General features: G+C 58.7%; 21 protein-coding genes and 2 pseudogenes. 16 read left to right on the forward strand and 7 right to left on the reverse strand.

Annotation, left to right across the window (positions count from 1 at the left end):
• The first annotated feature begins 210 nt into the window (after nucleotides 1-210).
• Both JUI81_RS03195 and JUI81_RS31755 read left to right on the forward strand, forming a co-directional pair.
• Nucleotides 211-888 (forward strand): SOS response-associated peptidase family protein, encoded by a 678-nt coding sequence (locus JUI81_RS03195; RefSeq protein WP_028940522.1) that lies wholly within the window; start codon nucleotides 211-213, stop codon nucleotides 886-888.
• A 182-nt stretch (nucleotides 889-1,070) separates the two neighbouring features.
• Nucleotides 1,071-1,277 carry a hypothetical protein gene (locus JUI81_RS31755; protein WP_019579085.1) on the forward strand — a complete coding sequence of 69 codons (207 nt, stop codon included), beginning with the start codon at nucleotides 1,071-1,073 and terminating at the stop codon, nucleotides 1,275-1,277.
• Between the two features lie 90 nt (nucleotides 1,278-1,367).
• Here JUI81_RS31755 and JUI81_RS03200 read toward each other — a convergent pair whose 3' ends face one another.
• The 3 genes from JUI81_RS03200 to JUI81_RS03210 are packed head-to-tail and all read right to left on the reverse strand — an operon-like array spanning nucleotide 1,368 to nucleotide 2,238.
• Nucleotides 1,368-1,709: a hypothetical protein gene (locus tag JUI81_RS03200; RefSeq protein WP_204123719.1), complete on the reverse strand. Its 342-nt coding sequence runs from the start codon at nucleotides 1,707-1,709 to the stop codon at nucleotides 1,368-1,370.
• A gap of 38 nt (nucleotides 1,710-1,747) precedes the next feature.
• Nucleotides 1,748-1,960 (reverse strand): hypothetical protein, encoded by a 213-nt coding sequence (locus JUI81_RS03205; protein ID WP_204123861.1) that lies wholly within the window; start codon nucleotides 1,958-1,960, stop codon nucleotides 1,748-1,750.
• Nucleotides 1,957-2,238 (reverse strand): excalibur calcium-binding domain-containing protein, encoded by a 282-nt coding sequence (locus JUI81_RS03210; protein WP_204123720.1) that lies wholly within the window; start codon nucleotides 2,236-2,238, stop codon nucleotides 1,957-1,959. Before JUI81_RS03210 ends, JUI81_RS03205 begins: the two co-directional genes overlap by 4 nt.
• 348 nt (nucleotides 2,239-2,586) lie before the next feature.
• Between JUI81_RS03210 and JUI81_RS31760 the strand changes: the two are divergent.
• From JUI81_RS31760 to JUI81_RS03220, 3 genes and pseudogenes are all read left to right on the forward strand, one after another.
• Nucleotides 2,587-2,858 (forward strand): annotated as a pseudogene (locus JUI81_RS31760) (hypothetical protein); the annotation flags it as partial.
• A complete protein-coding gene (locus tag JUI81_RS03215; protein ID WP_026286413.1) occupies nucleotides 2,842-4,431 on the forward strand; it encodes an ABC-F family ATPase in 1,590 nt (529 codons plus the stop codon). The pseudogene JUI81_RS31760 and the gene JUI81_RS03215, both read left to right, overlap by 17 nt.
• Before the next feature lie 169 nt (nucleotides 4,432-4,600).
• Nucleotides 4,601-5,794: an MFS transporter gene (locus JUI81_RS03220; RefSeq protein WP_204123721.1), complete on the forward strand. Its 1,194-nt coding sequence runs from the start codon at nucleotides 4,601-4,603 to the stop codon at nucleotides 5,792-5,794.
• Between the two features lies 1 nt (nucleotide 5,795).
• On the opposite strand, the gene JUI81_RS03225 is transcribed toward JUI81_RS03220, so the two are convergent.
• Both JUI81_RS03225 and JUI81_RS03230 read right to left on the reverse strand, forming a co-directional pair.
• Complete coding sequence (locus JUI81_RS03225) at nucleotides 5,796-6,833, reverse strand: dienelactone hydrolase (protein WP_019579088.1); 1,038 nt, start codon at nucleotides 6,831-6,833, stop codon at nucleotides 5,796-5,798.
• 169 nt (nucleotides 6,834-7,002) lie between these two features.
• Complete coding sequence (locus tag JUI81_RS03230; RefSeq protein WP_204123722.1) at nucleotides 7,003-7,614, reverse strand: FMN-dependent NADH-azoreductase; 612 nt, start codon at nucleotides 7,612-7,614, stop codon at nucleotides 7,003-7,005.
• 130 nt (nucleotides 7,615-7,744) lie between these two features.
• On the opposite strand from JUI81_RS03230, the gene JUI81_RS03235 reads away from it, so the two are divergent.
• Nucleotides 7,745-8,653 (forward strand): LysR substrate-binding domain-containing protein, encoded by a 909-nt coding sequence (locus JUI81_RS03235; RefSeq protein ID WP_019649947.1) that lies wholly within the window; start codon nucleotides 7,745-7,747, stop codon nucleotides 8,651-8,653.
• Entirely contained in the window at nucleotides 8,650-9,009 is a 360-nt protein-coding gene (locus JUI81_RS03240; protein ID WP_026286414.1) for an MmcQ/YjbR family DNA-binding protein, read from the forward strand. The genes JUI81_RS03235 and JUI81_RS03240 overlap by 4 nt, the downstream gene beginning before the upstream one ends.
• A gap of 18 nt (nucleotides 9,010-9,027) precedes the next feature.
• On the opposite strand, the gene JUI81_RS03245 is transcribed toward JUI81_RS03240, so the two are convergent.
• A complete protein-coding gene (locus tag JUI81_RS03245) occupies nucleotides 9,028-9,456 on the reverse strand; it encodes a DUF1294 domain-containing protein (protein WP_019579206.1) in 429 nt (142 codons plus the stop codon).
• Nucleotides 9,453-10,283 (reverse strand): undecaprenyl-diphosphate phosphatase, encoded by an 831-nt coding sequence (locus tag JUI81_RS03250; RefSeq protein ID WP_019579207.1) that lies wholly within the window; start codon nucleotides 10,281-10,283, stop codon nucleotides 9,453-9,455. Before JUI81_RS03250 ends, JUI81_RS03245 begins: the two co-directional genes overlap by 4 nt.
• 385 nt (nucleotides 10,284-10,668) lie before the next feature.
• Between JUI81_RS03250 and JUI81_RS32125 the strand changes: the two are divergent.
• From JUI81_RS32125 to JUI81_RS03290, 9 genes and pseudogenes are all read left to right on the forward strand, one after another.
• Nucleotides 10,669-11,355 (forward strand): annotated as a pseudogene (locus JUI81_RS32125) (cache domain-containing protein); the annotation flags it as partial.
• Nucleotides 11,356-11,478: 123 nt separating this feature from the next.
• Nucleotides 11,479-12,213: a methyl-accepting chemotaxis protein gene (locus tag JUI81_RS32130; protein ID WP_370695259.1), complete on the forward strand. Its 735-nt coding sequence runs from the start codon at nucleotides 11,479-11,481 to the stop codon at nucleotides 12,211-12,213.
• Between the two features lie 246 nt (nucleotides 12,214-12,459).
• Nucleotides 12,460-13,023, forward strand: a complete 564-nt coding sequence (gene pnuC, locus JUI81_RS03260; protein ID WP_028940517.1) for a nicotinamide riboside transporter PnuC — start codon at nucleotides 12,460-12,462, stop codon at nucleotides 13,021-13,023.
• Complete coding sequence (locus JUI81_RS03265; protein WP_204123723.1) at nucleotides 13,020-13,544, forward strand: AAA family ATPase; 525 nt, start codon at nucleotides 13,020-13,022, stop codon at nucleotides 13,542-13,544. Before pnuC ends, JUI81_RS03265 begins: the two co-directional genes overlap by 4 nt.
• 363 nt (nucleotides 13,545-13,907) lie before the next feature.
• Nucleotides 13,908-14,360, forward strand: coding sequence for a hypothetical protein (locus JUI81_RS03270; RefSeq protein ID WP_204123724.1), 453 nt, complete (start codon nucleotides 13,908-13,910; stop codon nucleotides 14,358-14,360).
• A 1-nt stretch (nucleotide 14,361) separates the two neighbouring features.
• Entirely contained in the window at nucleotides 14,362-14,952 is a 591-nt protein-coding gene (locus JUI81_RS03275) for a hypothetical protein (protein ID WP_019579212.1), read from the forward strand.
• Between the two features lie 64 nt (nucleotides 14,953-15,016).
• Nucleotides 15,017-15,964: a hypothetical protein gene (locus JUI81_RS03280; RefSeq protein ID WP_028940514.1), complete on the forward strand. Its 948-nt coding sequence runs from the start codon at nucleotides 15,017-15,019 to the stop codon at nucleotides 15,962-15,964.
• A 67-nt stretch (nucleotides 15,965-16,031) separates the two neighbouring features.
• Nucleotides 16,032-16,712, forward strand: a complete 681-nt coding sequence (locus JUI81_RS03285) for a C39 family peptidase (protein WP_019579214.1) — start codon at nucleotides 16,032-16,034, stop codon at nucleotides 16,710-16,712.
• Between the two features lie 45 nt (nucleotides 16,713-16,757).
• Nucleotides 16,758-17,504 carry a hypothetical protein gene (locus JUI81_RS03290; RefSeq protein ID WP_028940513.1) on the forward strand — a complete coding sequence of 249 codons (747 nt, stop codon included), beginning with the start codon at nucleotides 16,758-16,760 and terminating at the stop codon, nucleotides 17,502-17,504.
• Nucleotides 17,505-17,517: the final 13 nt, after the last annotated feature.

The following is a 17,517-nucleotide window of genomic DNA, read 5'->3' on the forward strand; positions in this document are numbered from 1 at the left end:
AACAAAGTGCGTCCCGATGGCGCGTTCTTGAGCCATGCCGACAATCGACATGGGGGCGAAAGATGTCATTTTAGCCATACTTTGTAACCAATAGTTAACCTTCAACTGTGAAAATGTGTCTACTCATGCCCGCCAAAACGCCACGCGGCTTTAACGCCCTATTAGTTCAAAGGATCGTCTAAGCTCAGATGTAAGCATGAGGGCTCAGCCATGTGCGGACGACTTTCGCAGTACCGAGGCATTCACGACTTCGTCAAGGCGCTGAGCATGCCCAACGCCTTGGTCAACAATGCCGGCGATCAGCCATTCGAGCTCTACAACGCCGCACCGACGACTCAGCTCGCCCTCTTCCACCAAGAAGGCGACGTACTGCACGCCGACAGGGTTCGCTGGGGCTGGCGGCCGCATTGGTCCGAAGAACACCCTATGCCGATCAATGCCAGGGTTGAGAAAGTCAGTCACGGGCCATTCTTCAAAGCCATATGGCCGCACCGGGCGATCGTTGCCATCGATAACTGGTTTGAATGGGTTTACGAGGGCGGCCCGAAGAAGCAGCCCTACCTCATCCGCCGCAAGGATCGCGCACCGATCCTGTGCGCGGCGATCGGTCAATATCCGAGGTACGAACATCAGCCGGACGAACATGACGGCTTCGTGATCATCACTGCCGACAGCAAGGGCGGCATGGTGGATGTTCATGATCGGCAGCCGGTGACGCTGAATGCCGAACTGGCCCGGGAATGGCTGGATCCGGCCACGCCGAAAGAGCGAGCCGAGCAGATAGTACTGTCGCAGGGCGAGCCGGCCGAGACATTCGAGTGGTTCAAGGTTGATCAAGCCGTGGGCAATGTGCACAACGATGGCCCTGGACTGATCGAACCTATCTGAACATCGCGCGACACCATTCGTCGTATGGAAAGCGTGGCGCGGAATACGCGTCAATGTCTGGCTTAGGGTTTGCACATGCCGGCGGTAGCAGCCCCAGAACGACGTAATTCTGACGCGGCGGCATTCACATTAACGTTTAAGGACTCCAGCGATCCGCTTGGTCAGTCACCGGGAGATGTAACGTGTCAACTCTCAACGAAATCGCAGCGAACCACGCGAGAATGGCTAAGGCAAGGGAAGAAGAGTCGACCGGGCTGAGTGAGCGACACCCTCAAATAGTGGGCAGTTTCGAAATCACATGCATTGATGAGCAACAGCACATTCCACTGCACCTGATCACTGGCGTACAGGACAATCACCTCGGACAAGCAGCGGGCTACTTGCTCTGAGTCTCGACCCGAACGATCGCCAGTTTGTCGCACGGCAGCCCCATTGGAGCTGCCGAAGGCTGCGATCTATTGATCTTTACCCGACCATCGTTACAACGGGCAGATAGCAACAACATCATCACCACTGCCTGGAGAGGTGATCTGCACGGCCCAGCCTTGCGCAAAAGTCATGTCGTGATACTCGACGATGGCGTTGATTTCGGGGTAAAGCTTTTTGGCCACCTCTGGGGAGCGGTCTACCGAGATGTTGACCGTACGGTCCTCGGCCGAGAATTCGGAGGCTTGGGTCAAGGCGTCGTTGCCATCGAGGATCTTGCAGAGCAACGAGGCATTCTCGATGGACTCGTCTGTAGCGCCGGAGTAAGTACTTTGAGCGGTCACAAGCGTCAGTAAAAAGAGCATGCCCGCAGCGTATTTGTTTCTCACTTCCATGTTCCTTGGGGGCGTGGGCTGATGGACAGAGGATGCCGTCAGGCTCGTTTATTCCCTTTTGCCCAACCAACTACCATTAGGCCCAGGCCGGGAATCCACAGGCCAGGCGCAGTGATAGCGAGATCGCAGATAGCCATTGGCAGCCCAGTCAAAAACATCGGGTTTCTAAACGCCTTATCCATGGCACCTTCTCCTTTAAGAATTTCCCGCATTAAACCATTAAGCCTGCCGGTGAGCGGCAAAAAAGTCATTGGCACCACTGCGACTCACAGGGCACGCCATCGTTGTCGCCATCCATTTTCATTCCCGGACAATTTTGCAGGAATTTTTTGGCCTCTGCACACGAGGTCATCTGCGAGCAATATTGGCGTCCGTCACATTTGAATGGCGCAGAAACAGGCTTCGGCGCAGTCGCGACTGTAGGGGTTACTTTCGGATGCGGTAGCTTGGCTTCAACCCAAGGTTGTAACTCGGGGGAAAGCTTCCAAGCCAACAAACCAATGATTAACACGACCAAAATCAGTTTCATTTGATTCATCCGTGACTAGAGGCCGTTTATATTCTAGTCGCTTAGAACGAATCATCTGGCAAGGGCAACCAAAGCCGCGATGCTCTGGAGAGAGACTGCCGCCCCATGCGGCATGGAGAGATAAATCCGAATAGGTGCCCACCCTGACCAAGTGCTGGCCATTCAGCAATCCTTCTGAAACACACCTGGCCGGGCAAGCGCTGCCGACTTTACCCAGAGCAGCGCCCGGTGTCCCTAACACAACGCTGAACAAAAATAACATTGGCGTGTAATCAAGGATTTGCGCAGCGTTTCACCACCCACCAGGATGAACCATCCCCTCAGGTAGACCCAAGCAGCGGGGCCAACCTGAAGAAGCTCGCGACACGTTATCGCGCGCCGTACAACTGCCGTCACACTTATGCGACAATATGCAGAATGTCTGGCATGAATCCCGCCTTTATTGCCCAACAGCTTGGACAAGCGTCCAGATGCTGCTCTCGACTTATGCGCGCCGGTTGAAGTCTAGCGGTGACTGGGGAGAGATGGAGAAACTCCAAAACGCCCCAGGTATGGCCCAAGCGCCAAAATGCGCAGCTCGCAACCCATTGATAGGTAAAGTAATTGATCTCCACAGCTAACATCACGATGCAGTTCGGCGCCAAGCCGCTATTCGAAAACGTTTCGGTCAAATTCGGCGCGGGCAACCGCTACGGCCTGATCGGCGCCAACGGTTGCGGCAAGTCGACCTTCATGAAAATCCTCGGTGGCGATCTCGAGCCGTCCGGCGGCCAGGTCATGCTTGAGCCGAACGTGCGTCTGGGTAAATTGCGTCAAGACCAGTTCGCCTACGAAGAATTCACCGTGATCGACACCGTGATCATGGGTCACGAAGAGCTGTGGAAGGTCAAGGCCGAGCGCGATCGCATCTACTCGCTGCCGGAAATGACCGAAGAAGACGGCATGGCCGTGGCCGAGCTGGAAACCGAATTCGCCGAAATGGACGGCTACACCGCCGAGTCCCGTGCCGGCGAGCTGTTGCTGGGCCTGGGTATCGGCATCGAGCAGCACTTCGGCCCGATGAGCGAAGTGTCGCCGGGCTGGAAACTGCGCGTGTTGCTGGCGCAGGCGCTGTTCTCCGATCCTGAAGTGCTGTTGCTCGACGAACCGACCAACCACTTGGACATCAACACCATCCGCTGGCTGGAAAACGTGCTGACCCAGCGCTCCAGCCTGATGATCATCATCTCCCACGACCGTCACTTCCTGAACAGCGTGTGCACCCACATGGCTGACCTGGATTACGGCGAGCTGCGCCTGTTCCCAGGCAACTACGACGAGTACATGACCGTGGCGACCCAGTCCCGCGAGCAGTTGCTGTCGGACAACGCCAAGAAGAAAGCGCAGATCTCGGAACTGCAATCGTTCGTCAGCCGCTTCTCGGCCAACGCCTCGAAAGCCAAGCAGGCAACTTCCCGCGCCAAGCAGATCGACAAAATCCAGCTGGCCGAAGTCAAACCTTCGAGCCGTGTCAGCCCGTTCATTCGTTTCGAGCAGACCAAAAAGCTGCACCGTCAGGCGGTCATCGTCGAGCGCATGGCCAAAGGCTTCGATGGCAAGACCCTGTTCAAGGACTTCAGCTTCACCGTTGAAGCCGGCGAGCGCGTGGCGATCATCGGCCCGAACGGTATCGGTAAAACCACCCTGCTGCGCACCCTGGTCAACGAACTGACCCCGGACGCCGGCACCGTGAAATGGACCGACGCTGCCGAGCTGGGCTACTACGCCCAGGACCACGCGCACGACTTCGAAGACGACTGCAACCTGTTCGACTGGATGGGCCAATGGACCCAGGGCGGCGAGCAACTGGTTCGCGGCACCCTCGGGCGCATGCTGTTCTCCAACGACGAGATCCTCAAGTCGGTCAAGGTCATCTCCGGTGGTGAGCAAGGTCGCATGCTGTTCGGCAAGCTGATCCTGCAAAAGCCGAACGTGCTGGTAATGGACGAACCGACCAACCACTTGGACATGGAATCCATCGAGGCGCTGAACCTGGCGCTGGAGAACTACCCGGGCACGCTGATTTTCGTCAGCCACGACCGTGAGTTCGTATCGTCCCTGGCCACCCGTATCATCGAGTTGAGCGCCGATGGCGTGATCGACTTCAGCGGCACCTATGACGACTACCTGCGTAGTCAGGGTGTGTTGATGTAAGGCGGCTTCTGGCTGCAAATGGAAAGCCCCGTCCTGGTGACGGGGCTTTTTGCATTTCAGATTGATCCACTTACTGCCGATCTATCATCCACATCGTTAGCCTGCTTTCTTTTATTTCACACCCGCGCCATGATGCAGTTCTCCTACCGCCGCCCGCGAACGAGCTCTCATGTCTGTGCAGCAACTGCCCCCGCAAAGCTCCATGGCGATCACCCTGCAGATCGTATCCATCGTTTTCTATACCTTTATTGCCTTCCTCTGCATCGGCCTGCCGATTGCCGTGTTACCGGGGTATGTCCATGAACAGTTGGGGTTCAGCGCCATCGTTGCGGGGCTGACCATCGGTTCGCAATACCTGGCCACCCTGCTCAGCCGTCCGATGGCCGGGCGCTTGTCGGACAGCGTCGGCACCAAACGGGCGATTGTTTACGGGTTGTCGGGGATTGTGTTGAGCGGCGTGCTGACGCTGCTGTCGACCCTGCTGCAAAGTTTGCCGTTGTTGAGCCTGATCATCCTGATCGCCGGCCGGTTGTTGCTGGGGATCGCCCAAGGGTTGATCGGGGTCGGCACCATCAGTTGGTGCATGGGCCAGGTCGGTGTCGAGCACACGGCGCGTTCGATTTCCTGGAACGGGATTGCCTCATACGGCGCCATTGCCATTGGCGCACCGTTGGGCGTGGTGATGGTGGCTGAATTGGGCTTCGCCAGCCTCGGGATCGTGCTGTCGTTACTGGCCCTATTGGCACTGCTGTTGATCCGCAACAAACCTTCGGTGCCGGTGATTCGCGGCGAGCGGCTGCCGTTCTGGGCGGTGTTCGGGCGCATCGCCCCTTTTGGCGCGAGCCTGAGCCTGGCATCCATCGGCTACGGCACACTCACTACTTTTATAACCCTGTATTACGCCAGTCGTAGCTGGACTGGTGCGGCTTACTGCCTGACGGTGTTCGGGGTGTGCTTCATTCTGTCGCGGCTGTTGTTCATTTCCAGCATCAGCCGTTTCGGTGGTTTCACCTCGGCCATTGCCTGCATGAGCATTGAAACCGTTGGACTGGTGCTGTTGTGGCTGGCGCCCTCGACCGTTTACGCCTTGATCGGCGCAGGCTTGACCGGGTTCGGTCTGTCGCTGGTCTATCCGGCGCTGGGGGTGGAAGCGATCAAGCAGGTGCCCAATTCCAGTCGCGGGGCGGGTTTGAGTGCTTATGCGGTGTTTTTCGATCTGGCACTGGCGATTGCCGGGCCGCTGATGGGTGCGGTGGCATTGAACCTGGGGTATTCGTGGATTTTCTTTAGTGCGGCGTTGTTGTCCGTGACTGGACTCGGTTTGACCTTGTTACTGAAACACCGCGCCATCGGCCAGGATTGATTTATTGATCCGCGGTTTGCATGCCGGCCCGGCTTGGTTTGCCCAGGGCATGGGAGAAGAAACGGCCGGCTTCAGAGATCAGGTTGCGGTGAATGTCCTTGCGGTCGACGCCGTCGGCGTCGGTGCACAGCGCCGGCATGGTGGCGATTTGTTCTTCGTTGCACGGTGCCAGGAACACGAAGTGCCCTGCCCCGGCCAGCAATTTGAAATCCGGTGCAGTCGGCAGTTTGCGCGCCAGCGCTGCGGCGTTTTTGTCGAACGCCACCAGCTTGTCGCCATCGCCGCTGTACAGCAGCACCGGCACATGCACATCGGCCAGGGTATGACGGCCGAACTTCAGACTCAGTGGCGCCATCAGCAACAAGGCATGTACTCGCGGGTCTGGCACTGGCTGCAAGTCATCGCGGTCGACGATCAATTCACCTTGCGTGTTGCAGGCATCATGATCGTCCGGGCGCTCATGGCAATAACGGCGCAGACGGTCCAGGTCCGGAGTGGCGCCGGACAAGATCAACGCGGTCTCACCGCCCGCCGAATAGCCGATCACCCCAACCTGATCGGCATTGACGAAGGGCGCAAGCATACGGTCGCCCAGGGTCGCGGTAATGGCTTCGGAAATCTGGATCGGCCGCCCGTAAAGATTGCTCAAGGTGCCGAGGCGGCTGTGGTCTTTGGAGTTGTCGCCGGGATGGATCACCGCCACCACCACAAACCCCTTGCGTGCCAGCGAGGTGGCCAGATCATGCAGCGCCAGCGGGGTTCCGGTGTTGCCATGGGACAGCATCAGCATCGGGAAGCGTCCGATAGCAACTTTGGTGTCTTCACCGGCTTCGACCGTGTAACCCTCGAGCTTGCTGGAGTGTTCCCTCTCACTGGATGGATAAAAGGCGATGGCGCGCATCGGCTGCAAGTCCAGCGGGTCGAGGAACGTCATCTCATGGAAACCGACGCTCCAGTGAGGAAACAGCACAGGCGCGGCGTGCACTGAATTCAGGCTGCCGAACAGGCAAATCAGTAATGTTGCACAAAGACGCACCATGGGATGCCCCACCTTATTACCTGACCGCAGATATTAACCCTCGACTGCATAACCTGGGCCAGAAACTGATCGCCGCCAGAAACAAAAAACTCTGTACCTGGCCATCACGATGACCAGAATACAGAGTTTCAGGGGTATTGCCCGAGCTGTTTACGACTTTACGCAAGCCTTACGCGGCGGCGAACAGTTGTTCGCTGATTTGCGCCTGAGCGTCGCTCATGGCTTTGCTGCGCACTTCATCACCGTAGGCCAGGCCATGGGCACGGACGAACTCGATGTCGGTGATACCGAGGAAGCCGAACATCACCTTCAAGTACTCTTCGTGAGCAGTGCCGGTCGGTTGGCCTGCGTGCAAACCGCCAGCCGTCGAAACGATCACCACTTTCTTGCCGCCGCACAGGCCTTCAGGGCCGGCTTCGGTGTAGCGGAAAGTCTGGCCGGCTACGGCGATGCGGTCGATCCAGGCCTTGAGTTGGGTCGGGATAGTGAAGTTGTACATCGGCGCTGCAATCACGACGGCATCGGCAGCGAGGAATTCTGTCAGGGCCTTCGCACTCAAATCGGCTTCATGCTGTTGCGCGGCGTTACGCAGTTCGGCGGCGGTGCCGGCGGCGACCAGCGTGCTGGCGGAGAAATGACTGATGGCATCGGCGGCCAGGTCGCGGTAAGTCACCACAACGCCAGGCTCGGCGGCTTGCCAGGCTTTGACGACTTCACCGCTCAACTGACGGGAAGCCGAGTTGTCACCCAGAATGCTCGAATCGATATGCAGTAATTTCATGTGGGATCTCCAAGGTGAGGATCGCCACCCGGCGATCTGATGGAAACAATCCTACCAACGAAACCAATAGCTGATTAGCCGGCAATAGTGCGATAGTTCGTCCCACTGATAGGACAGTTGGATTTAAAGCATGCAAGATCTCAACGACCTCTACTACTTCGCCAAGGTGGTCGACGCCGGCGGCTTCGCGGCGGCCGGGCGTTTGCTCGGGATTCCCAAGTCCCGGCTGTCACGACGCATCGCCGAACTTGAAGAACGCCTTGGCGCGCGCCTGCTGCAACGCACCACCCGCCAACTCAACCTGACCGCCGTGGGCGAGCGCTACTTGCGGCACTGTCAGGCGATGCTGCTGGAAGCCGAGATGGCCGACGAAGCGGTGGCCAGCATGTCCAGCGAACCACGCGGCAGACTGCGGGTGTCCTGCCCGGTGGGGTTGGCCCACGACATGTTCCCGTCGGTAATCAGCAAGTTCCTGGAGAAATTCCCGCAGGTTCAGCTGGAGATGCTGCTGCTCAATCGCCGGGTTGACCTGGTGACCGAAGGCGTCGATGTCGCCTTGAGAGTGCGGGAACTGGGTGATGAAGACCCACTGCTGGTCACCCGCCGCTTACGTCAGGCGCAGACTGTCATGGTCGCCAGCCCGGCGTTTCTTCGCGAGCGGCAGATCAAGACCCCGGACGACTTGAAAAACGTGCCGATATTGGGCGCACTGGAAGCCGATCGGCTGGTGCATCTGCGGATGCTCGACCAGCAGGGCAAGGCCTGTGAAATGACATTCGAAGCTCGATTGGGCATCGACGATTTTCTCGTGCGCAAGGCATGTACCCTGTCCGGGCTGGGTTTCACTGTGTTGCCGATGATGTACTGCGAGCAGGAACTGGAAAACGGCTCGCTGGTGCAACTGCTGCCCGACTGGTCTTTGCCGGGCGGTTGGCTGCAAGCGGTCTACCCTCATCGGCGCGGGGTAATGCCGGCGGTACGCGCCTGGATCGACCATTTGATCGAATCATTCAATGCCTGTGGGGACCGACTGTTATGAAGGCAAGACCAATGAGCGAAGAGGATGTCGCGCAATTCTGCCTGGCGCTGCCCGGCGCGCGGGAGGATTACAAGTGGGGGGGCGTGAGGGTGTTTTCGATTGCCGGGAGCAAGATGTTCGCCTTGCAGAACCTGCGGGGCCAGTCCCTGGCCTTCAAGGTCGACAAGGACCTGTTCCTGGGCCATTGCGACCGACCGGGTATTCACCCGGCGCCGTATCTGGCCCGGGCGCAGTGGATCATCATGGACACGCCCTACCCGCTGGGCACCGAAGAGCTGCAAGGCTTGCTGCAACGCTCCCACCAACTGGTGGTGAGCAAGTTGCCCAAGCGCACGCAGATCGGCTTGCTGCTTTAAAACAGCTTTAGAACAGCTTTAGAACAGCGCGAACAGCTGGGCACCCAAAAACAACTGGTCGATCCAGAACACCTGATGCATCAGCACGATGAGCCAGAACACCAGTTGAAACGAAACCTTGCGGGTCTTGTGCCGAAACACTTGCTGGGCCAGCAAGGCACCCGGCCAACCGCCCGCCAGTTCCACTGCGTGCAAGACGTTCTCCGGCGTGCGCCAGCTGTCGGCGCGGGCCTTGTACTTGTCGCCCCAGTACAGGAAAAACGCCAGCACGCTGACGACGCCATAGGCGGCCAGGGGAATCACCGACACCCCGCGCAGCCACAGCGACACCGAGCCAAACAACGGCACTGCGCACAGCGCAACGAACACCAGCAATTTCAACCGCAGGTTTTGAATCGCTCCCCCGGACTTGCGCCCGGGGTTGTTGCGTGCGGTGGCGTCGCTCATGGCTTGGCCGCGGTCCAGTCGACCCAACCGAACTGCCAGGTCGCCAGGATCACCAGGCCGAACACGATGCGGTACCAGGCGAACGCCGCGTAGCTGTGGCTAGCGATGAACTTGAGCAGCCCCCGGACGGCGATCATTGCAAAGATAAACGCGGTGACGAAGCCGATGGCGAACACCGGGAAATCAGCCGGTACAAACAGGTGGCGGTATTTATAGCCCGAGTACACTGCCGCGCCGACCATGGTTGGCATGGCGAGGAAAAACGAAAACTCAGTAGCCGTCTTGCGCGACAACCCGAACAGCAAACCGCCGATGATCGTCGAACCGGAACGTGAGGTCCCCGGGATCATCGCCAGGCACTGGGCGAAGCCGACTTTCAGGGCTTCTTTCCAGGTGATGTCATCGACGCTTTCGGCATGCACGACATGCTGCCGGCGTTCGGCCCACAACATGATGATCCCGCCCACGACCAATGCACTGGCTACGGTGATCGGGTTGAACAGGTACTTGTGGATCAGGTCGGCGAAAATCACCCCCAATACCACGGCCGGCAGGAAGGCGATCAACAGGTTCGCGGTAAAGCGTCGAGCGCTGGGCTGCGTCGGCAAACCGATGATCACGTCGAGGATCTTGCGACGGAACTCCCAGACCACCGCCAGGATCGCGCCGAGCTGAATGATGATGTTGAAGGCCATCGCTCGTTCACCGCCGAAATTGAGCAAGTCCGCCACAATGATCTGGTGCCCGGTACTGGAAATGGGCAAGAACTCGGTCAGCCCTTCTATAACGCCTAAAATCAATGCCTGAAAGGCTGTCCAAAGATCCATCGTTCCCCCAAGAAGCCATGCCCCCAGGCATGCCCCGTTAATAATTTGTAGAGCGTTATTCGCGATCAGCGTGCGCTGAAACCCCGCGCGCACAAGATCCACACAAAACCGTAAAAATTCCGTGAAAAATCGACTTGGACTCAGGTTTTTCCGCGCGGGGCCGAAATCCTATCAGACAAGCCTCATTTGCGCTGCCGTGTAATAGGACCTGAGTCGTATAGGCTCCGATCGGCACAGTGTGGTTGGATGCTGGCGATCGTTTATGACAAGAACAAGAAAACGGAGTAACAGCGTTATGAACAGCTTGCGCAGTGTGTCGATCAGCCGACGCTTGTGGCTTATCTTGATCGTGGCCGTGGTGATGCTGTTGACGTTGGGCGCGTTGATGCTCAAACAGATCCACGACGACCTTTATCAGGCCAAGGCCCAGAAGACCCAGCATGTGGTGCAGACCGCCAGTGGCATCCTGACCTACTACCACGGCCTGGAAACCGCCGGCACCCTCACCCGCGCCGCCGCGCAACAGCAGGCACTGACCGCCGTGCGTGGTTTGCGCTACGACCAGAATGACTATTTCTGGATCAACGACCTGACGCCGGTCATGGTCATGCACCCGACCAATCCAAAACTTGAAGGCCAGAACCTCTCGACGATCCGCGACCCGGACGGTTTTGCACTGTTCAACGAAATGGCCGCCATCGCCAAGGCCAAGGGCGCCGGCATGGTCAACTACCGCTGGCCGAAACCGGGCGCCAGTGCGCCGGTGGAAAAAACCTCCTACGTCAAACTGTTCGAGCCCTGGGGTTGGGTGATCGGCTCGGGCGTGTACATCGACGACATGCAGGCCGAGTTTAATGCGCAGGTCTGGAAGGCGTCTTTCGTCGGCCTGGTGATTGCCCTGATCATGGCGCTGCTGGTGATCATGATTGCCCGCAGCATCGTGCGCCCGTTGCAGGAAACCGTGAATGCCATGGCCAATATCGCCAGCGGTGAAAGCGACCTGACCCGCAGCCTCGATACCCACGGCCAGGACGAAGTCACGCAACTGGCCCGGCACTTCAATGCCTTTACCGCCAAGCTGCGCCTGGTGATCAGTCAATTGCAAGTGTCCGCCGGCGCGCTGGGCCAGTCTTCCAGCGAACTGGGCAACGACGCCGCGCAAGCCCAGCAACGCAGCCAGCAGCAGTCCCAGCAAATGGAACTGGTGGCGACCGCGATCAACGAAGTGACCTACGGCGTGCAGGATGTGGCGAAAAACGCCGAACACGCGGCCAGTGAAATGCGCGATGCCGAATCTCAGGCGCAGCAGGGACAGATCAATATTGATGGCAGCCTGCAGCAGATCGACAAGCTGTCTTCGACCATCGATCAAGCGGTAGAAGTGATTCGTACGCTGGCCGACGAAAGCACGCAAATCGGCAGTGTCCTGGAAGTGATTCGCTCTATCGCCGAGCAAACCAACCTGCTGGCCCTCAACGCCGCCATCGAAGCCGCCCGGGCCGGTGAGCAAGGTCGAGGGTTTGCGGTGGTCGCCGATGAAGTGCGCCTGCTGGCCCAGCGCACCCAGAAGTCGACGGCAGAAATCCAGTCGATGATCGAACGCCTGCAAAGCCATTCCGAGGCGGCGGTCAAGGTGATTGGCGACAGCAGCCGCGCCTCGCAACTGACCATCGAGCAGGCCGGTCTGGCCGGTGCCAGCCTGAATGCCATCGGCCAGGCCTTGCGCAACCTCAACGGCTTGAATGCCTCGATTGCCAGTGCAACCTTGCAGCAGGCGCATGTGGTGGAAGACATCAATCAGAACGTCACCCAGGCCGCCGGGTTGTCCCACAGCACGGCATTGGCGGCCGAGCAGTCGAGCGTGGCCAGTGTTCATCTCAAGGAATTGAGCGAACAGTTGAACGGGTTGCTCAAGCAGTTTCGGGTCTGATCACTTGTAGCAGCTGCCGAGCCTGCGAGGCTGCGTTCGGTGTGGGCCGCATTCGGGCGAAACCGTCGTAATTTCTGAGCACGCGGTCATCTGGAACACCGCGTCGCCTGATTTCACGACGGCTTCGCCGCCGAACGCAGCCTCGCAGGCTCGGCAGCTGCTACACCGGACCGTGCAAGCCGGTTCTACTTGGCAGCGCCTGCCGCTACAATCCGCCCCCCTACTCGTCTTCACCAAGGAACCTCCATGTCCGGGCTTGAACTGTTTGCCGCCGCCCTCGGTGTGATTGCCGTCTGGCTGACGGTCAAGCAGAACCCCTGGTGCTGGCCGGTCGGTCTGGTCATGGTGCTGCTGTATAGCTGGATCTTTTTCGAGGTGAAGCTGTATTCGGACATGTTGCTGCAAGTGATCTACGCCGCGTTGCAGCTTTACGGCTGGAGGCAGTGGACTCGCGCGGGCGTGACGCATGACGGGCGGCATGTCAGCGTGCTCGATGGCAAATCCGTCGCGCTCGGTCTGGCCGTGGGCGCGGTCGGTAGCCTGCTGCTGGGGGCTGCGATGGCTCACTGGACCGACGCCGCCCAGCCCTGGCTCGACGCTGCCTTGACCGGTTTCAGCCTGGTAGCACAGTTATGGATGGCGCAAAAACGCCTGCAATGCTGGCCGCTGTGGATCGCGCTGGACGTCATCTTCGTCGGCCTGTTCATCTACAAAGAGCTGTACCTGACCGCCGCCCTCTATGGGGTTTTCGCCCTGCTGGCGGTGCAAGGCTGGCGGACGTGGCGCGCCGACCCGGCGTTGCGCACATGAAAGTGCTGGTGCTCACGGGCCCCGAATCGAGCGGCAAGAGCTGGCTCGCCACCGAGCTGCAACAGCAATTCGGCGGCGTTCTGGTGGGCGAATACGTGCGTTGGTTCATTGAACAGGAGGCACGGGACACCTGCCTCGCGGATATCCCCGAGATCGCCCGCGGCCAGTTGCAATGGGAAGATGATGCCCGCGCCCTTGCGCCACCGTTGCTGATTCTCGACACGCACTTACTGAGCAACATGCTTTGGAGCCAGACCCTGTTTAGCGATTGCCCGGCCTGGCTCGAACAAGCGCTGCTGGCCCGGCATTACGACTTGCACTTGCTGTTGTCGCCTGAACTCGTCGACTGGACCGACGATGGTCAGCGCTGTCAGCCGCAGCTGGATCAACGCCGGGCTTTTTTCAACGCGACTCGGGCATGGCTGGAGCAGCATCGCCAACCTGTTCAAGTGATCCAGGGTGACTGGGCAGAACGCCGAGCCCAAGCGTTGCAGGCCGTCACTCTGCTGCTAGGTTTCTGAATTCGGCTGTAGCAGCTGCTACAGCCCCCCTGCATTTGTTGCGATATTTTTGCAAATGCGTCCGTTTGTGAAACATACCTTTACACTCGAACAGCCCGTTTCAGCGCTATTCATCATTGCGTCATGATCTGTGTTAAAGCGCTGATACATCACAACGCAAGCTATGGATCCAGAGTGTTGCGCCTCCTTTTCCCCGTTATAGCCCCCCGCTTTTGTCTCAGGCCTGAAACAGCTCGATCAAGGATCCATTTCCCTTGATCGATAACCCATTGAATCAAAACAACAATCAAAAAACGGCACGACTTTCGCTCTCTCCTTCACAACGCTGATTAGGGCCAGCGCACAACAGAAGGAATCGCAGTCGTGGGGACTTTTCGTAAAGGCTTTACGCGCTTGATGCTGCTCGGATGTGCCGCCGTCTCGGTACTCAGTTTTGACGTTCAGGCTGAAGGCAATGGCGTCATCGTACTCACCCGTGATGTACAGCCCCACACCGTCGGCAGGCCGCCGTTCCAGAAAGACCCCTACCCGACCACTGTCAACGCCAACCCTTCGGATCGTGTCACCTCGACACTCAACAGCACCGAACTGAGCGATGGTGAGTTCGCCAGCGTGGCCAGCGGTTCGTCCATCAGCAACAACATCAACCAGAACGGCAACATACCCGGCAGCCTCAATGTCGTGACCAACCCCAATGGCATGCCCGGCATGAGTGCCGGTCACGGCGGCGGTAGCGGTGGCGCGATTTCGGGAACGATCAACCATGCCATGAGTTCCGGCCTCGCGCCGTTGGGCAGACTGGCGGGAGGTCAATGACATGAGCCGCTCCCTGATCCTTCTCGCCCTGGTCATCGGTGCCAGCGTGAGCCCAGGCGCCATGGCCGACTCCAGCGTTCCGGTGGTCAACACCGCCAACATCCTGGATTCCGGCGCCCGGTACAACGGCAACTTCAACGTCAACCAGGCCTCCGGCGATCAACAGCAACAGGCCAATACCCGCGCCATCGCCATCGGCACCGATGCCTCGGCGACCACTCGTGTCATCCAGAAACTCGACACGCCCGCCAACCCGTCGATGAACGCGACGACCACCATCGGCGGCAACTCTTTCAGTCAAGGCAACGGTGCACTGGGTGTCAACCAGGGCGCCGGGGCCAATAACCAGATGGCCAACGCAATGCGCATCAGCATCAGTGCTGCGCCGCAAAGCGTCGACGATAGCGCCCTTTCTCAACAGAACGTGGCGTTGCTACCAAGCTCAGGGGCAACTGACGCTTCAAAAGGCAGTCGCCAGGTCGTGACAAGCGACCAGGCCTTCACCGGCAGCCGAGGAGTGATTCAGGTGAACCAGAGTGCCGGGGTGGGGAACCGAATGGCTAACACCCTGAGCATACGGGTCGCTGACTGACCCGAACGCAGTGCGATTAGAAAGTAACCAACACTTAACCAACTAATAAGCACGGAGAAACACCATGAAACCCACAATGGCTCTCAAGCCTCTCGTCTTCGCCCTGGCAGCCGTCATGGCGATGGCTGCGCAAGCCAACGATAACGATCACGACGGTGGTCACGGCCACCATCATCACGGCCCCAAAGGCCCAACCTGGGAACAGCAACTGTCAATCGACTCCGCCGCCAGCGCCTATGTAGGGGATACACAGGACAGCAGCGGCAACTCGGTACTCAACCAAGGCACCAACAACACCGCCGAGGCTGACAACTCGCTCAACGGTTCCAACGGCAACATGGGCGCCAACGTCGCGGGTGGCGATGGCAACCAACAAGACAACGCCGCCGCGCTGGCTACCGCTGATGAAAGTTTCATCTTCGGTTCTGCCGAGGCAACCTCCACCGCGTATCAGTACAACACCAATAACTACGTCAAAAACCGCTCTACTCAAAATAACGCCACGCTCAACAATGCTGGCAACAACGGCTCCGGCAACATTGGCATCAACGTGACTGCCGGCAACTTCAACCAACAGAAAAACAACCTGGCGATTGCCGTGTCTGGCGGCCGGGTAGCAACAGCCTCGGCTGACGCTTACCAATCCACCACCGGCCTGGATGTCGACAACAAGGCTGACCGGACCCACGTCACCACCACCCTCACCGATACCACCACGTCCTCAGGCACCTTCAAGGCCAAAGGCACCGGGACGATCGACGACAGTGGCTGGGGTCACAGAGGCGATGACAAGTTCAAATTCAGCGCCGTGGGCACCTTCGATCTGGCTGGCGTCACCACCCATCAAGTGCTGACTCCAGACGGCTGGAAAAACCCTGTTGTGAACAACGCCTCCATGACCAACTCGATGAACAGCTTCTCCGGCAACGGCGGTGCCAACGTGTCGGCGGGTGTGGGCAACCAACAAAGCAACTCTCTGTCCATTGCTGCCGGCTGCAGAGCCTGCATGTAATCGCGATCGAAATGAAAGCCCCGGCAACGGGGCTTTCTTTCCACGGTTCACCAAAGGCGTATCGATCATGCGTACGACAGCCTGTTTCGCCCTGCTGTGCTTGTGCGGCCTGACTCAGGCGGCGCAGATGCCGGTGGCCGCCTTACCGGGCGGCATGCTGGTTTACAAGCAGGTGCAAAGCGTGCGTGAGCGCAAGTTCAGCGACATCGTCGAACAAAAAACCGACTTCAGCTGCGGCGCCGCCGCACTGGCCACGGTGCTACGCCAGGCTTACTGGCTCGATGTCGATGAGGAACACATCATCAAAGGCATGCTGGTCAATGCTGATCAGAACCTTGTCCGTACTCAAGGTTTCTCCATGCTGGACATGAAGCGCTACATCGAAGCAATCGGCATGCGCGCGCGTGGCTACCGGATACCGCCCGAGAAACTCGAAGCGGTGACCATTCCGGTGGTGGTGCTGATGGAAATTCGCGGCTACAAGCATTTCGTGGTGATGCAGCGGGCGGACAAGAACTGGGTCTATATCGGCGACCCGGTGCTTGGGCACAAACGCTACTCCCATGATGACTTTGTCAAAGGCTGGAACGGCATCGTCTTCGCTATCGTGGGTCCCGGGTACGACAAAACCAATGCATTGCGCAGCCCTCCGGAACCGCTGACGGCCAAGAACAAACTGGACACTTTCAACCCGGTCAAAGATGCCGAATTGATGGACTTTGGCTTCATTCAGAGCGACTTCTTCTAATCGCCCACTGATGATAGAGAGGGCCGGATGCCCCGGGAGCAGCAAATGAAAACCTCATACTGGCTGGCCGCCGCTTGCCTGGCAGCAAGCGCATCGGGCTATGCCAATGCAGGATTCAAACCCATCGAACTCAAGGACCATGAGCTCGCCGAGCTACGCGGTCGTTATGTCATGCCAGGGCGGATCATCAGCTTCGGCATTGTCATGAGCAGTACCTGGCGCAATGCCAGTGGGGACCTGATTGGCGCAACGACGTTGATGCAGATCCAGGCCTCTACCGTAAAGCCGCAGTTTTACGTGTCGACCATTAAAGAGTCCGGTAACGGCAGTACGCCGCCATCGGGCACCGGGAATGTAATCGGTGGCGCAGGACTGACCACCACCCAGGGAGTCACCCAAACTGTGCGCGCCGCTGGTGACGGCAATACCGCCTACAACAATGTCGCCATCAACGTCCAGGAGGCCAACCAGGCGCCTGCGCCGAGTCCCGTCCAAGGGCAGGTGCTGACGAGCGGGCAAACCATTACCGACAGCAATGCCGCCGGTAACGTCGCAGTGGCGGCCACCGGTGGTGGCGTGCAAATGGCGATCCAGGCCAACAACAACCAAGGCACGGCCATGCAACAGGCGGCTCAGGGGGGGCTGGTGCAGAACACCCGGCTTCTGGGCAACAGCAACAGGGTCAATAACCTGACGCAACTTAACGTAGTGCTTAACAACAACGGCCGAAATGCCGGAGCAGTCAACTGCAATCTGAATCAACTCAAGGCACTACGCAGCCTGGGATATTGAACTACGCTGATGT

Source organism: Pseudomonas sp. 008, from assembly GCF_016861935.1.
Classification (GTDB): Bacteria; Pseudomonadota; Gammaproteobacteria; order Pseudomonadales; family Pseudomonadaceae; genus Aquipseudomonas.

What these genes read in the sequence shown, in the direction of transcription:
- JUI81_RS32130 (WP_370695259.1), top strand. Translation starts at nt 11,479, where the DNA reads ATGGAACTGGTGGCGACCGCGATCAACGAAGTGACCTACGGCGTGCAG.
- pnuC (WP_028940517.1), top strand. Translation starts at nt 12,460, where the DNA reads ATGTCCGGGCTTGAACTGTTTGCCGCCGCCCTCGGTGTGATTGCCGTC.
- JUI81_RS03245 (WP_019579206.1), bottom strand. Translation starts at nt 9,456, where the DNA reads ATGAGCGACGCCACCGCACGCAACAACCCCGGGCGCAAGTCCGGGGGA.
- JUI81_RS03210 (WP_204123720.1), bottom strand. Translation starts at nt 2,238, where the DNA reads ATGAAACTGATTTTGGTCGTGTTAATCATTGGTTTGTTGGCTTGGAAG.
- JUI81_RS03195 (WP_028940522.1), top strand. Translation starts at nt 211, where the DNA reads ATGTGCGGACGACTTTCGCAGTACCGAGGCATTCACGACTTCGTCAAG.
- JUI81_RS03280 (WP_028940514.1), top strand. Translation starts at nt 15,017, where the DNA reads ATGAAACCCACAATGGCTCTCAAGCCTCTCGTCTTCGCCCTGGCAGCC.
- JUI81_RS03230 (WP_204123722.1), bottom strand. Translation starts at nt 7,614, where the DNA reads ATGAAATTACTGCATATCGATTCGAGCATTCTGGGTGACAACTCGGCT.
- JUI81_RS03265 (WP_204123723.1), top strand. Translation starts at nt 13,020, where the DNA reads ATGAAAGTGCTGGTGCTCACGGGCCCCGAATCGAGCGGCAAGAGCTGG.
- JUI81_RS03205 (WP_204123861.1), bottom strand. Translation starts at nt 1,960, where the DNA reads ATGACTTTTTTGCCGCTCACCGGCAGGCTTAATGGTTTAATGCGGGAA.
- JUI81_RS03200 (WP_204123719.1), bottom strand. Translation starts at nt 1,709, where the DNA reads ATGGAAGTGAGAAACAAATACGCTGCGGGCATGCTCTTTTTACTGACG.
- JUI81_RS03220 (WP_204123721.1), top strand. Translation starts at nt 4,601, where the DNA reads ATGTCTGTGCAGCAACTGCCCCCGCAAAGCTCCATGGCGATCACCCTG.
- JUI81_RS03285 (WP_019579214.1), top strand. Translation starts at nt 16,032, where the DNA reads ATGCGTACGACAGCCTGTTTCGCCCTGCTGTGCTTGTGCGGCCTGACT.
- JUI81_RS03225 (WP_019579088.1), bottom strand. Translation starts at nt 6,833, where the DNA reads ATGGTGCGTCTTTGTGCAACATTACTGATTTGCCTGTTCGGCAGCCTG.
- JUI81_RS03240 (WP_026286414.1), top strand. Translation starts at nt 8,650, where the DNA reads ATGAAGGCAAGACCAATGAGCGAAGAGGATGTCGCGCAATTCTGCCTG.
- JUI81_RS03290 (WP_028940513.1), top strand. Translation starts at nt 16,758, where the DNA reads ATGAAAACCTCATACTGGCTGGCCGCCGCTTGCCTGGCAGCAAGCGCA.
- JUI81_RS03275 (WP_019579212.1), top strand. Translation starts at nt 14,362, where the DNA reads ATGAGCCGCTCCCTGATCCTTCTCGCCCTGGTCATCGGTGCCAGCGTG.
- JUI81_RS03235 (WP_019649947.1), top strand. Translation starts at nt 7,745, where the DNA reads ATGCAAGATCTCAACGACCTCTACTACTTCGCCAAGGTGGTCGACGCC.
- JUI81_RS03250 (WP_019579207.1), bottom strand. Translation starts at nt 10,283, where the DNA reads ATGGATCTTTGGACAGCCTTTCAGGCATTGATTTTAGGCGTTATAGAA.